Origin of the sequence: Kribbella sp. VKM Ac-2569 (assembly GCF_004216905.1) — a bacterium.
In the GTDB taxonomy this organism is placed as follows: domain Bacteria; phylum Actinomycetota; class Actinomycetes; order Propionibacteriales; family Kribbellaceae; genus Kribbella.
On record NZ_SGXJ01000004.1, the window covers coordinates 69,208 to 81,838 of the forward strand.

The 12,631-nt window shown below is 68.6% G+C and carries 14 protein-coding genes; 6 read left to right on the plus strand and 8 right to left on the minus strand.

The window, feature by feature from the left end; all coding sequences use genetic code 11:
* The first annotated feature begins 23 nt into the window (after positions 1–23).
* On the plus strand, positions 24–1,001 hold the full coding sequence (locus EV649_RS26740; RefSeq protein ID WP_130386379.1) for a WYL domain-containing protein: 978 nt from the start codon (positions 24–26) through the stop codon (positions 999–1,001).
* A 43-nt stretch (positions 1,002–1,044) separates the two neighbouring features.
* On the opposite strand, the gene EV649_RS26745 is transcribed toward EV649_RS26740, so the two are convergent.
* Together EV649_RS26745 and EV649_RS26750 are read right to left on the minus strand one after the other, a co-directional pair.
* A complete protein-coding gene (locus EV649_RS26745) occupies positions 1,045–1,446 on the minus strand; it encodes a hypothetical protein (protein ID WP_130386380.1) in 402 nt (133 codons plus the stop codon).
* Complete coding sequence (locus EV649_RS26750) at positions 1,443–1,940, minus strand: hypothetical protein (protein WP_130386381.1); 498 nt, start codon at positions 1,938–1,940, stop codon at positions 1,443–1,445. The genes EV649_RS26745 and EV649_RS26750 overlap by 4 nt, the downstream gene beginning before the upstream one ends.
* Before the next feature lie 82 nt (positions 1,941–2,022).
* Here EV649_RS26750 and EV649_RS26755 point away from each other — a divergent pair, with 82 nt between their 5' ends.
* Entirely contained in the window at positions 2,023–2,655 is a 633-nt protein-coding gene (locus EV649_RS26755; protein WP_130386382.1) for a MerR family transcriptional regulator, read from the plus strand.
* On the opposite strand, the gene EV649_RS26760 is transcribed toward EV649_RS26755, so the two are convergent.
* The gene (locus EV649_RS26760; protein WP_130386383.1) at positions 2,652–3,125 is read right to left on the minus strand and encodes a MarR family transcriptional regulator; all 474 of its coding nucleotides are present in this window, start codon (positions 3,123–3,125) and stop codon (positions 2,652–2,654) included. The two genes, EV649_RS26755 and EV649_RS26760, sit on opposite strands and share 4 nt — an antisense overlap.
* Positions 3,126–3,222: 97 nt before the next feature.
* Between EV649_RS26760 and EV649_RS26765 the strand changes: the two genes are divergently transcribed.
* Both EV649_RS26765 and EV649_RS26770 read left to right on the plus strand, forming a co-directional pair.
* Positions 3,223–3,804 carry an NAD(P)H-dependent oxidoreductase gene (locus tag EV649_RS26765; RefSeq protein WP_130386384.1) on the plus strand — a complete coding sequence of 194 codons (582 nt, stop codon included), beginning with the start codon at positions 3,223–3,225 and terminating at the stop codon, positions 3,802–3,804.
* Positions 3,801–4,163, plus strand: a complete 363-nt coding sequence (locus tag EV649_RS26770) for a DoxX family protein (RefSeq protein WP_130386385.1) — start codon at positions 3,801–3,803, stop codon at positions 4,161–4,163. The genes EV649_RS26765 and EV649_RS26770 overlap by 4 nt, the downstream gene beginning before the upstream one ends.
* Position 4,164: 1 nt before the next feature.
* Here the strand turns inward: EV649_RS26770 and dnaB are convergent, their stop codons facing one another.
* A complete protein-coding gene (dnaB, locus tag EV649_RS26775; RefSeq protein ID WP_130387135.1) occupies positions 4,165–5,958 on the minus strand; it encodes a replicative DNA helicase in 1,794 nt (597 codons plus the stop codon).
* Positions 5,959–6,361: 403 nt separating this feature from the next.
* On the opposite strand from dnaB, the gene EV649_RS26780 reads away from it, so the two are divergent.
* Positions 6,362–7,684, plus strand: coding sequence for an MATE family efflux transporter (locus EV649_RS26780; RefSeq protein ID WP_241998713.1), 1,323 nt, complete (start codon positions 6,362–6,364; stop codon positions 7,682–7,684).
* A 41-nt stretch (positions 7,685–7,725) separates the two neighbouring features.
* The gene (locus EV649_RS26785) at positions 7,726–8,472 is read left to right on the plus strand and encodes a hypothetical protein (RefSeq protein WP_130386386.1); all 747 of its coding nucleotides are present in this window, start codon (positions 7,726–7,728) and stop codon (positions 8,470–8,472) included.
* Here EV649_RS26785 and EV649_RS26790 read toward each other — a convergent pair.
* From EV649_RS26790 to EV649_RS26805, 4 genes are read right to left on the minus strand one after another with little or no spacing between them, the layout of a single operon-like run.
* The gene (locus EV649_RS26790) at positions 8,469–8,816 is read right to left on the minus strand and encodes a YrdB family protein (protein WP_130386387.1); all 348 of its coding nucleotides are present in this window, start codon (positions 8,814–8,816) and stop codon (positions 8,469–8,471) included. The two genes, EV649_RS26785 and EV649_RS26790, sit on opposite strands and share 4 nt — an antisense overlap.
* A gap of 3 nt (positions 8,817–8,819) precedes the next feature.
* Positions 8,820–9,197, minus strand: a complete 378-nt coding sequence (locus EV649_RS26795) for a DUF4913 domain-containing protein (RefSeq protein WP_130386388.1) — start codon at positions 9,195–9,197, stop codon at positions 8,820–8,822.
* Entirely contained in the window at positions 9,187–11,022 is a 1,836-nt protein-coding gene (locus EV649_RS26800; RefSeq protein ID WP_130386389.1) for a TraM recognition domain-containing protein, read from the minus strand. The genes EV649_RS26795 and EV649_RS26800 overlap by 11 nt, the downstream gene beginning before the upstream one ends.
* Positions 11,023–11,028: 6 nt before the next feature.
* Complete coding sequence (locus EV649_RS26805) at positions 11,029–12,624, minus strand: ATP/GTP-binding protein (RefSeq protein ID WP_241998714.1); 1,596 nt, start codon at positions 12,622–12,624, stop codon at positions 11,029–11,031.
* Between the last annotated feature and the right edge of the window lie 7 nt (positions 12,625–12,631).

Genomic DNA, 12,631 nt, shown 5'->3' on the forward strand with positions numbered 1-12,631 from the left:
TGTCCTCAAGGCATGATCTGTGGATGAGTGCTCGCAAGGAGATGCCCGGTCGGATGCTGCGGCTGCTGTCGCTGCTGCAGAGCCGCCGCGAGTGGTCCGGTCACGAGCTCGCCGACCGGCTCGGCGTCACCGAGCGCACGGTACGGCGGGACGTCGAACGGCTCCGGTCCCTCGACTACCCGGTGACCGGCACGACTGGCACCGCGGGCGGATACCGACTCGGCTCCGGGACGCACCTGCCACCGCTGCAGTTGGACGACGACGAGGCGATCGCCGTCGCGCTCGGACTGGTCGGCGCGGCCGGCGGCGGTGTGAGCGGGATGGCGGAGAGCTCGATGAGCGCGCTGGCCAAGCTGGAGCAGGTGCTGCCCGCGCGCCTCCGGCCCCAGCTCGCGGCAGTGGGTTCGGCAGCGGAGGCGATCCCGCGACCCGGCGTACCGCAGGTCGATCCGGACGTTCTCGCCGTACTCGCGCGCTGCTGCCGGAACCACGAGATCGTTGCCTTCGACTACCACGGCCGGCAGCGCGGTACGACGCGACGCCGGGTGGAGCCGCATCAACTGCTGACGCTGTCGTGGCGGTGGTACCTGCTCGCCTTCGACCCCGGGCGCGACGACTGGCGGATCTTCCGCGTCGACCGGATCGCTTCTGTGACCCCTGCGTTGCACCGCTTCACACCACGGGTGCTGGACGGGCCCTCGTACCTGCTCGAGTCGTTCGTGTCCGCGCAGTACGAGCACACGGTTGTTTTGACGGTCAACGTACCGGCTTCCGACGTGACCGCGACCTTCGAAGGCGTCGTTCGCGGCATCGTCGAACCGCTCAGCCCTTCGTCCTGCAAGGTCCGCTTCAGCGCAGACACCCCCGGCATGCTGCTGACGCAAGTAGCCGCGATCGCGCACCTCGGCGCATTCACCGTAGACCAGGCGACGCCGGAGACCGCCGCACTCATCACCGAGGCCGGCGAACGCCTCACGAACGCGTTCGCCGGGTTGCGCTAGGGGGTGTGTGATGGTTCCACGCCGTCGAACCATCACACACCCCCTAGGCAACAATCAGGCCGATGCCGAGGGTCAGGACGCCGATCGCGAGGGAGGTGGCGCCGGCCCAGAGGATCCAGAGGAACTGATTCGGCGCGGTGCGGTCCTTGCCGGCGGACGAGGCGAAGAAGCCGCCGGACATCAGGATCGCGGCGACCGGGATCCCGAGCCGGCCGACCCACAACCAGAAGCCGGTCAGACCGGTCTGGTCGACGTACAGCAGTCCGACCAGGCTGAAGATCACGAGGACGCCGGCGTGGGCGTGGCCGGCGCGCGCGAACGACTTCTGGAACCCGGTCATCGGGACCTGACCGCGGACGATCTTGGTCATGAAGTACCCGCCGAACTCGATCGTCACGACGGTGAGCAGGATGACGCCGGCGATGACGCGCGATGCGTCGGTCATGCGTAGACCTCTTCTTTGACAGGCGCGGCTGCGCGGGACGTGAGCGCTACCCAGAGGGCAACGGCGAGGTACAGGATCTGTTCGGGGATGCGCTGCCAGAGCGGGGTCGCCTCGCCGCCGGCGAACGGCACCTGCGCGACTGCGGCGTGGATGTTGGCCGGCAGCAGTCCGACGAAGAGTGCGGCCAGCGCGTAGCCGGCGAGCATGCGGGTCGCGGCGATCACCAGGCCGGCGGCGCCGAGCAGTTCGAGTACGCCGGTGAGGTAGACGAGCGCGTCGGCGTACGGCAGGAACGGCGGGACCATCCGCACCATGTCGGCGTGGTTGGGCATCACCGTCACGCTCGCCGGGACGAAGTGTGCGCTCGCGGTCAGCAGCAGCATCACCGCCATCGCGTGCGCCGCGGCTTGCGGCCAGGTCGCGAACCGCCGGACGCCGAGCGCGCCCAGGGCCCGGAAGCCGACGGTCCCCAGGATCAGTACGAGCGGGATCATCCGGCTCGCCTCCTTATGGATAGTTCAGATATCCGCTTATGGATACTGATACTATCCATCACAGACAACAGGAAGGCAAGCGATGCGAATCGGGGAACTCAGCAAAGCCACCGACGTCCCGGTGCCGACGATCAAGTACTACCTGCGCGAAGGCCTGCTACCCGCCGGCGAACTCAGCAGCCCGAACCAGGCGTCGTACGGCGACACACACGTCCGCCGGCTCCGCCTGATCCGCGCACTGATCGAACTCGCACAGGTCCCGGTCGCCACGGTCAAGGAGATCCTCGAGTCACTCGACTCCGATACCGAGCCTCTGCACGAACAGATCGGCCGCGCCCATCGCGCACTCACGCCGACTCGCCGCCTGTCCGCCACCGACGAGGCGCGGACTGCCGCCACCACGCAGGTCACCGGCCTGATTGCCGACCGCGGCTGGTCCGTCGACCCCGAGGCACCCGCGCTCGCCACGCTCATCGACACCGTCGCCGCACTCCGCACACTCGGCCAGGACAACCTCGTCGCCCACCTCGACACCTACGCCGACGCGGTCGAACGCTTCACCCAGTTCGAGATCGATGCCGTCACCACGAACCCCACCCGCGACCAACTGGCCGAATCAGTTGTCATCGGCACCATCCTCGGCGAAACCCTGATCGCCTCACTCCGGCTACTCGCCCAGGAATCCATCTCCGCGGACCGCTGGAAGAACCGCTAGCAGTCGCCGAGGAGTCCCGGGAGGAGCTTCGTCATCGCCTTGTGCAGAGCACGGCGGTCGGTCTCGGTCAGCGGGTCGAAGACCAGTTGGCGAACAAGTTCGACATGCCCCGGCGCAGCCTTCACGAGCTCTGCGTGGCCCTCGGACGTGAGGATCGCATTGGTGAAGCGGCCGTCGTCCGGGTCGGATTCCCGCCGTACCAGACCGCGGTTCTCCAGGCGGCGGATGAGGTGGGACAGCCGGGAGAGCTCGGAGTTGGTCAGGATCGCGAGCTGGCTCAGCCGCATCGTGTGATCAGGCTGGTCCGAGAGCCCGGCGAGAACGTAGTACTCCAGGAAACTCAGGTTGGAGTCGCGTTGCAGCTGCTCGCCAAGCTCCCCCGTGAGTAGCGCCATGACCAGCTGCAGCGTCTTCCAGGTCTCCAGCTCGTCGGCTGTCAGCCACCGCGGCTCGGCCGCCTCCTTCCCCATGCCTGCAGCATAGCCATCGACGCAATGACTTGAATGTTCATGTATCGTGATTGATGACATGAATGTTCAAGTCAATCCCTCTGAAGGAGTCGTCGCCATGAGCGACCTGAAGATCGCGATCATCCTCGGCAGCACCCGGCCCGGGCGGAACGGGAAGGCGGTGGCCGACTGGGTGCTGTCCCAGGCGGAGCGCCGGACCGACGCGACGTACGAGTTGATCGATCTGGTCGACTACCCGCTGCCCCACCTGGACGAGGCCATGCCGCCGTCGGCCGGGCAGTACGCCGGCGAGCGCACGAAGGCGTGGGCCGAGAAGATCGCGGCGTACGACGGGTTCGTGTTCGTCACGCCGGAGTACAACCACTCCACGTCCGGCGTACTGAAGAACGCGATCGACTACTTGTACGCCGAGTGGAACAACAAGGCCGCCGGCTTCGTGTCGTACGGCTCGCTCGGCGGAACGCGGGCGATCGAGCACCTGCGTGCCATCAGTGCGGAACTCCAGCTCGCCGACGTACGTCAGCAGCTGTCGTTCTCGCTCTTCACCGACTTCGAGAACTTCTCGGTCTTCCGGCCGGCACCGCAGTACGCCGACCAGGCAACCGTCCTGTTCGACCAGCTCGAGTCGTGGGCGGCCGCCCTCAAGCAGATTCGCGTCGGGGAGCCGGTGGCGGCATGAACGTCGTCGTGTGGATCGTCTCCGGGCTGCTCGCCGCGATGTTTCTGATGTCCGGCGTGATGAAGGTGCCGGCCACGAAGGCGTCGCTGGCCGGCAATCCCCGGATGGGCTGGGCGGCCCCGTTCCCGATCGAACTGATCAAGGTCATCGGCGTCGCGGAGATCGCCGGCGCCGCCGGCCTGATCCTCCCCCGCGCCTTCGACCTCGCCACCTGGCTGGTCCCCGCCGCAGCCATCGGCCTGGCCGTCGTCATGATCGGCGCCATCATCACCCACACCCGCCGCTCCGAATTCTCGAGCGTCGCCGTCAACGCCGTACTGCTCGCCCTGGCAGTCTTCGTAGCAATCGAACGCCTCTGAATTACCCGTCGTGCGCCATATCCACGAACCGTGAGTAGTGCCCCTGGAAGGCAACGACCACATCCGCAGTCGGCCCGTTCCGGTGCTTGGCGACAATAAAGTCCGCCTCCCCGGGCCGGGTCGACTCACGTTCATACGCATCCTCACGATGCAGCAGGATGACAACGTCGGCATCCTGTTCCAGGCTGCCGCTCTCGCGGAGGTCGGAGGCCATGGGGCGTTTGTCGGAGCGTTGTTCGGAGCCTCGGTTGAGCTGACAGATGGCTACTACGGGGAGCTCCAGTTCCTTGGCGAGGAGCTTGATGGAGCGGGAGAACTCGGAGACTTCCAGCTGGCGGGACTCGACCTTCTTGCCGGATGTCATCAGCTGGAGGTAGTCGATGACGATCAGTTTGAGGTCGTGGCGCTGTTTGAGGCGGCGGGCCTTGGCGCGGATCTCCATCATCGTCAGGTTCGGCGAGTCGTCGATGAACAGCGGGGCCTCGGAGACCTCGCCCATCTTGCGGGCCAGGCGGGCCCAGTCCTCGTCGGTCATCTTGCCGTTGCGCATGTGGTGCAGCGGGACCTTCGCCTCCGCCGACAGCAGACGCATGGTGATCTCGTTGCGGCTCATCTCCAGCGAGAAGATGCACGAGGTCAGGCCGTGCTTGATCGAGCAGGACCGGGCGAAGTCCAGGCCGAGGGTGGAGTTGTGGGTCGGGATCATCGTCTTGCCGGCCAGGTACAGGTGGTCGGCGTTGTCGACCTCGACGCACCGCACCGGCACGCTGTCGACTGGGTCGACCCATTCGAGCCGCCGCTCGCCTTCACCGTGCAGCGCGGCCGGGAAGCCGTGCCCGGTGATCTGCCGCGGCGCCGACCCGGGGATCGGCGGTGTCAGCCCGGGACTCGCCGACATCGCCGTGTACAGGTCGGCGGTCGTGCAGACCACCGGGCGGCCGCCGTCCTCGACGCGCCACTGGTGCTCGGCGTCGGCGACGATCGTGCTGCCGTCCGAGAACGACAGCCGGAAGCACGGCCGGTCGATCATCACCTCGGTCGCCGCGACCACCGTGGTCGGAAGCCCGTCGGCGTCCAGCAACTGGTCGCCGATCGCGACCTCGGCCATCGTGGTCCAGCCGGTCGGCGTCGGCAGCGGGGTGTCGAGCGCGAGCGCCTTCCCCATCGCGGGACGGGCGGCGACGATGATCATCTGGCCGGGGTGCAGGCCGTTGGTCAGCTCGTCCAGGTCGGTGAACCCGGTCGGTACGCCGACCATCGCGTCACCGCGGGAGTCGATCGCCTCGATCTCGTCGAGGGCGCCCTCCATGATGTCCTTCAGCGGCGCGTAGTCCTCGGCGGTCCGCTTCTCGGTGACCGAGTAGATCTCCGCCTGCGCCTCGTCGACGACGTCGTCGACCTCGCCCTCACCGGCATACCCGAGCTGGACGATCTTCGTGCCGGCCTCGACCAGGCGGCGCAGGATCGCCTTCTCCCGGACGATGTGCGCGTAGTAGCTGGCGTTGGCCGCGAGCGGGACGGACGCGACCAGGGTGTGAACGTACGGCGCGCCGCCGATCCGGGTCATCTCGCCGCGCTTGTTGAGCTCGGCCGCGACCGTGATCGCGTCGGCCGGCTCACCCCGCGCATACAGGTCGGTGATCGCGTCGAAGACGGCCTCGTGCGCCGGGCGGTAGAAGTCCGTGCTGCGCAGATTCTCGATCACATCGGCGATCGCATCCTTGCTCAGCATCATCGCGCCGAGCACACACTGCTCGGCCGCGAGATCCTGGGGAGGGGTGCGGTCGAAGCCCATCTCGGGACGCCGCTCTTCGTGGCCGCCGTCCTGGCCCCCGCGGAACTCCGCCACGCTCACTTCGTCCGACCTCCTCGTCCGCCTGCTGCCCAGCCACCGCCGGCCGGTTCGAACACCTGATCGAACCCTAGCCAGGCCCACCGACAGTCTTCGGCGACAGGCCTCGCGACCGTACGCCGGTCGCGACACCAAAGGCCACTCGGTCGTCCACACCCCCTGTGGACGACCCGTGGATAACCCCCGGAAGGGGTGTGCACAGGTTGGGCACAACCCTGTGGATATCTGGGGACAAGAACCCACAACAGACCCGTGACCTGCGGTTTCTCTAGTTCACAACTGTGGAGAAGAAAAAGTCTGAGACCAATTTCCGACGCGCCCGCGAGTCCTGGGTAACCTCGCTCCGGTGAGAGGTCGACGATGGGTGGGCGAACAGGACCGGGAGATCCTCCGGCTTGCCGTCCCGGCGTTCTTCGCCCTGGTGTCCGAGCCGCTGATGCTGCTCGCGGACTCCGCGATCGTCGGCCACCTGGGCACCCCGCAGCTCGCCGCGCTCGGCGTCGCGGGGACCATCCTGCAGACCCTCGTCGGCATCTGCGTCTTCCTCGCGTACGGCACCACGTCCGCGGTCGCCCGCCGGATCGGCGCCGGCGACCACAAGGGCGCACTGGCCCAGGGCATCGACGGGCTGTGGCTGGCGTTGCTGCTGGGCGTCGTACTCGCGCTCCTCGGACTGGTGCTCGCGCCGCAGGCCATCGCGGCGTTCGACCCGTCACCGGAGGTCGCCGACTACGCGGTGATGTACCTGCGGATCTCCTGCTTCGGCATCCCGTCGATGCTGCTCCTGCTCGCCGCCACCGGCGTACTGCGGGGTCTGCAGGACACGAAGACCCCGATGGTCGTCGCGATCACCGCCAACCTCGCCAACATCGGGCTGAACGTCCTGCTCGTGTACGGCCTCGATCTGGATATCGCAGGCTCCGCCCTGGGTACGGCGCTCGCGCAGACCGGCGCCGGTGTTGCGCTGGTCGTGGTGGTGGTCCGTGGCGCCCGCCGCGACGGCGCCAAGCTCCGCCCCGATCGACCCGGGATCCTGGCCTCCGCGCAGATGGGCGTACCGCTCGTCGTACGCACGCTGACGCTGCGCGCGGCGATCATCCTGCTCACATTCGTCGCCACGGCCCTCGGTACGACGTCCGTCGCGGCCCACCAGGTCGCCTTCACGCTGTGGTCGTTCCTCGCACTCGCCCTGGACGCCATCGCGATCGCCGCGCAAGCGCTCACCGGCCGCGCGCTGGGCGCCGGCGACGTCGCGGGGACCCGCGCGATCACCCGCCGGATGATGTGGTGGGGCCTGTTCTCCGGGCTGATCGGCGGCCTCGCGCTCTGGGGACTGCGCGACGTCTACGTCCCGTGGTTCACCAGCGACCCCGAGGTACGTCGTACGCTCGCCGCCATCCTGATCGTGTCCGCGTTGTGGCAGCCGATCAACGGAGTCGTGTTCGTGCTGGACGGCGTACTCATCGGCGCCGGGGACGGGCGGTACCTCGCAGCGGCCGGAATCGTCGCGCTCGTGCTGTACGTCCCGCTCGCGCTGGCGGTGCTCTGGCTCGGCGGCGGGATCGTGGCGCTGTGGTGGGCGTTCGGCGGGTACATGCTGCTGCGATTCCTCACGCTGACCACGCGTGAGCGCCGTGACGCCTGGCTGGTGACCGGGGCTACCCGCTGACCCTGCGGTGCGGCATCGTGGATCAGAAGGAAAGGAGCGGCATGCCCGACACCGACGACGACCAGTCCGTCGAGCTCGAACCCGAACAGCGGGAGCAGGGCGACGACGACACTGAGGCCGCGCGCGAGCGGCGGGCCGCCCAAGCACGGACAGAGGCCGACAAGCACCCGACCCACGACCTGGCGGAGGAAGAAGCCGAACGCCAGGAAGCGGAGGACGAGCAGGCCCGGCAGGAAGAAGACGCGGAGGCGCGCGCGGAGCAGCTCGACGAGCGCGCGGCCAAGGAGCAGCAGGAGCTCACGGAGCGGCGCAGCCGCGAGGAGCTCCTCGACGCCACCGCGGAGACCTCTCGGGCGTTCCAGCTCGCGTACGCCGACGAAGAGGCCCGCGACCGCTACCGGCAGTACGCCTCGAACGACGTACAGCGGGGCATCAGCGACCGGGCCCACGGCCGGCACGAGCTGGACGAGGCGGCAGCACACCGCGACGAGGCCGGATCGGCAGGGCTGGTTGCCGAAGGCCGTCGGTACCAGAACGCCGCCACCATCGAGGAACGCAAGACCGTCAGCGACGACAAAATTTCCCGGGAGTACGACGCGTCCGCGCGGAGGCACCTCCGCGAGGCGCAGCCGAACCCGAGCGAGGCCGTCCGCAAGGCACCGGAGGAGGCGCCGGAGGCTCAGCTCCCCCAGGCGCGCCGCCACGTCCGCGGCCCCGGCCGGGTCCGGAACAAGCAGGGCAAGGTCGTGAAGCCGAACCGGGCGAGCGAGCCGGACCTGGAGATCTAGCTAGGTTTCGTCGGCTGCAGCTTCTGCGTGTGAATGATCAGCAGGTTCGCTGCGACCACGACGACGAACCCGACGGCGAGCAGCGGGTGCCCCAGGCTCCACAGGGCGGCACCCGCCAAGCCGAAGACGAGGACCTTGACGGTCCATCGCCGCACCGGCGTCCCGCGGGGCGCGGTCGGTGCCGCGAACTGTCCCCACACGACCGCGGTCGCCAGCGGCAGCAGGACCGCCAGCACCCAGCGGTCGAGCGTCGAGCCGCCGGCATTCCAACCCCACCACGCGAAGATGCCTAGGGCAACCAGCTCGGCGACGAAGGCCAGCAGCAGGTTGCCCCACCTCCACATCCGCTAGATCCCGCGGATGTTCGGCTGCCGTTGGTCGAAGAACAGGCCGGCCGGCGGCTCCTGCACCGGGAGCGGCGGGATCGGGTAGTCGGTGTGCTGGTTGTTCCGGCAGGCGGCGAACGGGCCGTCCGGGTCCAGCAGCGACATCATGTGCGGGTCCGCGTGGTCACGCCACCAGACCGACATACCGGTCGCCGGGTCGAGTCGCAGGTGCTCCCAGGCACGCCAGATCGAGTCCAGCCGGCTCAGCGCCTCCGCGTGCCGGTACCACTCGGGGCACCAGATGAACTGCTGCCCGAGCCGGCGCGTGTAGAGGTAGATGAGCCGGTCTTCCACGAACGCCGCGACGTGCGGGTAGAACAGCTCCTGCTCACCATCCACCGCGGTTGTCTCCCTCGTTCTGCTCCCAGACCGGTCGCTCCGGTCCACGCTGCGGAGGCGCCTGGGTGCTCGAAGCCACCCACGGGTTGTTGCTGACCGGACCGTTCGCCGCCGCTCCCGGATCGTACTTCGCCAGCGACGCCTTCACCGCACCGGCGTCCGGCCGGGTGAACCACGGGACCGTCTTCACCAGCGTGGCCGGGATCCCGGACGGGAACACGACCGCGCGGCCGGGCGGCATCGAGGCGAGGTCGGAGACCTCCATGATGTTGTGCCGCTGGACCTGCTGGCTGGTGCCGCGCTTGCCCTCGTTGTACGACACCGAGCTCGAGCTGATGTCGTAGTCGCCGATCATCTTGCTCAGGTTCTCGAGGAAGGACGCGTCGGCCGCGCCACCGCCGTACACCCGGATGTTGGCCGAGCCCCAGAGCTTCTGCATGCCGTGGTCGCCCCAGCACTCCTGACCCTGCGCCCAGGACTGCAGGATCGTCATCAGCACGATGCCGCGGGAACCGAAGTGCGAGTACAGGTCGGGGAGGTTCTTCCACCGGCACACGTTGGCGGCCTCGTCGAGTACGCCGACCAGCGGGCTGGGCATCCGGCCCATCGGGCAGCCGCGGGCGAACTGCTCGGCGGCCTCCACGACGGCGACGGTCAGCGCGGTGACCAGCGGGCCCGCCGTACCGGCGCCTTCCTTGGACAGGCTGTACAGCGTGCCGCCCTGACGGACGAACTCGTGCGGGTTGAACTGCGGCCGGTTGTCGTTCGGGCCGTTCGGGATGACCCAGCGGGTCACCTTGCGGTTGACCAGGAACTGGGCGCTCTGCTGCGCCGTGCCGTAGACGCCGGCGCGCTGCTTGTCCGGCGCGTTGATGACGCCGGACAGGGCGTCCGCGGACAGCTGCAGACCGGGGGTGTTGCGCAGGATCCGCTCGGGCTCGTCGTTCCGCTGGTCGGCCAGCCAGGTGTAGACCTGGGTGATCGGCCGCTTGGCGACCGCGGCCGCGAGCAGCAGACCGGCCAGCAGGTCCGTGCCGGCGGCGTCGAAGAACGCGTCGGTCTGGGCGCCGACCTGGCGCTGCGAGGCGACGAAGTGCTCGGCCAGCTCACGCGCCTTGGTCTCGTCGGTGATGTAGGTCAGCGGGTTCCACCACCAGTTCGGCGGCTCCTCGCAGACCTCCTGCGGGTCGAACACCCACAGCGGGCCCTTCTCCGAACGCGGCCCGCGGGTGGCGTCGACGATGTCCCGCTTGTTCGAGGTGGCGACGACGCAGCCGGGCGCGTCCAGGATCGCCGGCACAGCCCGCGACGTGGTCTTACCGGTTCGGGGACCCCAGATGTCGACGTGCATGTCTTCCCAGTTGCCGAAGACCTCCAGGTTGTCCCGGACGGTCCGGCCGATCAGGATGCCCGGACCCGCGTGCCCGGCGCCGAGCTGGTTCGCCTTCTCCTGCGCGCCTTCGCGGGTGAGCTTGTAGATCTCGGACCGCTTCGACATCAACTGCGCCTGGCGGTCGACCCGGCCGATCGAGCGCTCCCGGTTCCGGAAGAACATCCAACCGCCGCCGACCAGGCCGAGCAGCACCACGATCTCCACGACCAGGATGCCGGTGGCCGCGCCCGACCACTCCAGGTTCCCCTTCGACAGGTCGACGATCGCGTCGAACGGGTTCCCCGCCGGGCGGGAGCCGTTGATCGCGGCGGCGACCTTCAGCGCGATCCACATCGAGAACACCACCAGCGCGAACACGCCGATGATGGCGAAGATCAGGACCGACTCGGGCGACAGCCCGCCGGGTCCGGTGCTCTTCCTGCCCTGGGCCATGACTCGTCAGCTCCCCACGCGGGTGGTCGGATCGGGCGGCGGCAGCAGCATCGGGTCGTCGAGGCTGTACTCACCGACAACCTGCTCGGTCCCGTCCGGTGCGACCTCGACCTTCTGTGGCTTCCCGTCGTTGCCGGTCGTCCACAGCTTGTTGGTGTCGTTGATCTCGCGCTCGACGGAGGTGAGTCCGACGTGCACCGGGATACCCGGCCGGCCACCGACCTTGACCAGGAAGTTGCCTCGGCCGGGAGGAGCGGCCTCCTTGCCGGTGGCGGGGTCCCACGCGGGCGGGTCCTGCCAGCCGACGAGCATGTTCTGCTCCTCCATGGACATCGACACGACCTCGGTCAGGTTGTCCATCTCGGCGCGCGGCAGACCGCCGCAGATGACCATGCCGGAACGCTCGACGAAACCCTTCGCCTTCATCCGGTCCTCAGGGTTCGGCAGCGCCAGCAGGTCGGACATGGTGTGCGAGATCATCGCCATGCCGACACCGCGCTGCCGGTTCAGACGGGTCAGCGCGTCGACGCGGTCGACCAGACCGCTCCCGGCCCGCAGCACCCGCCACAGCTCGTCGAGGATGACGAAGTAGTGCCGCCGCGGCTCCAGACCGGCGTCCGCGAGCGCCTGCGAGACTGCGACCGCGCCGAACCCGTACGACCAGCAGGCCAGCAGTACGGCGGCCTGCAGGCTGGTCTCGGAGTCGTCGACGTTGGACACGTCGAACACCACCGGACGGTCCATCTGGATCGGGTTGTCGGTCTGCTCGGAGAAGATCTCGCCCAGCCGGCCACCGCCGACCAGACCGATCAGCGACGCCTCGAGGCCCTCGGTGATCTGCCGGTAGCGGTCCAGGCTGCCGCGGTCCAGGGCCACGTTGCGGACCCGGTCCGGGGCGTCCTGCACGACCTGCAGCAGGTCGCGGAGCACCGGCGTACCTTGGAACCGCTCGTCGAGGACCTTGAGCGCCTCGTCGAGGATGGTCTCCTCGCGGTCGTTCGGATTCTGGTTACGCATGATCGCGATCAGCGCCGAGACCATCGTCTGCCGACGGCCGTGGGCGTCCGCCTGGATCGCCTCGCGGGCCTTGCCGGTCAGCCGGAGCGCGGCCTCGCGGGACTCGCCCGGGTCGAGCACGTTCAGGTGGCCACGACCACGGCCGAGCTGGATGACCTGCCCGCCGAGCGCCTCGATCAGGTCCTTGTAGTCCGGCTTGAGGTCACCGAGCACCAGCGGCATCACGCCGTACCCGGCCAGGCCGAGCGCCATCCGCCGGGTGATCGTCGACTTGCCCAGACCCGGTTTGCCGAGCACGAACATCGACGGGTTCGAGATCAGTTTGGCCCGCATGAACCAGCTGATCGGGTCGCAGCACATGGTCGCGCCGGAGAGGATGTTCCGGCCGATCGGTACGCCGACCATCGGGCTGCCCGTACCGGCCGCGAACGGCCACATACCGCAGACCTGCACCGTCGTACCGCGCCACTCCTGCGGAGCCTGCAGGTACGTCGAGTAGCCGCCGCCCGGGCCGGGCCAGCCACGTGGCATCGGCCGCTTGCCGCGACGGGAGGGATCTACCGGCTTCTTCTGCTTTTTGCTCACTGTGACT

Coding starts and splice junctions, on each gene's coding strand:
- EV649_RS26755 (WP_130386382.1), top strand. CDS start 2,023: ATGCGAATCGGGGAACTCAGCAAAGCCACCGACGTCCCGGTGCCGACG.
- EV649_RS26790 (WP_130386387.1), bottom strand. CDS start 8,816: ATGTGGAGGTGGGGCAACCTGCTGCTGGCCTTCGTCGCCGAGCTGGTT.
- EV649_RS26760 (WP_130386383.1), bottom strand. CDS start 3,125: ATGGGGAAGGAGGCGGCCGAGCCGCGGTGGCTGACAGCCGACGAGCTG.
- dnaB (WP_130387135.1), bottom strand. CDS start 5,958: ATGGGCTTCGACCGCACCCCTCCCCAGGATCTCGCGGCCGAGCAGTGT.
- EV649_RS26745 (WP_130386380.1), bottom strand. CDS start 1,446: ATGACCGACGCATCGCGCGTCATCGCCGGCGTCATCCTGCTCACCGTC.
- EV649_RS26785 (WP_130386386.1), top strand. CDS start 7,726: ATGCCCGACACCGACGACGACCAGTCCGTCGAGCTCGAACCCGAACAG.
- EV649_RS26800 (WP_130386389.1), bottom strand. CDS start 11,022: ATGGCCCAGGGCAGGAAGAGCACCGGACCCGGCGGGCTGTCGCCCGAG.
- EV649_RS26740 (WP_130386379.1), top strand. CDS start 24: ATGAGTGCTCGCAAGGAGATGCCCGGTCGGATGCTGCGGCTGCTGTCG.
- EV649_RS26765 (WP_130386384.1), top strand. CDS start 3,223: ATGAGCGACCTGAAGATCGCGATCATCCTCGGCAGCACCCGGCCCGGG.
- EV649_RS26770 (WP_130386385.1), top strand. CDS start 3,801: ATGAACGTCGTCGTGTGGATCGTCTCCGGGCTGCTCGCCGCGATGTTT.
- EV649_RS26750 (WP_130386381.1), bottom strand. CDS start 1,940: ATGATCCCGCTCGTACTGATCCTGGGGACCGTCGGCTTCCGGGCCCTG.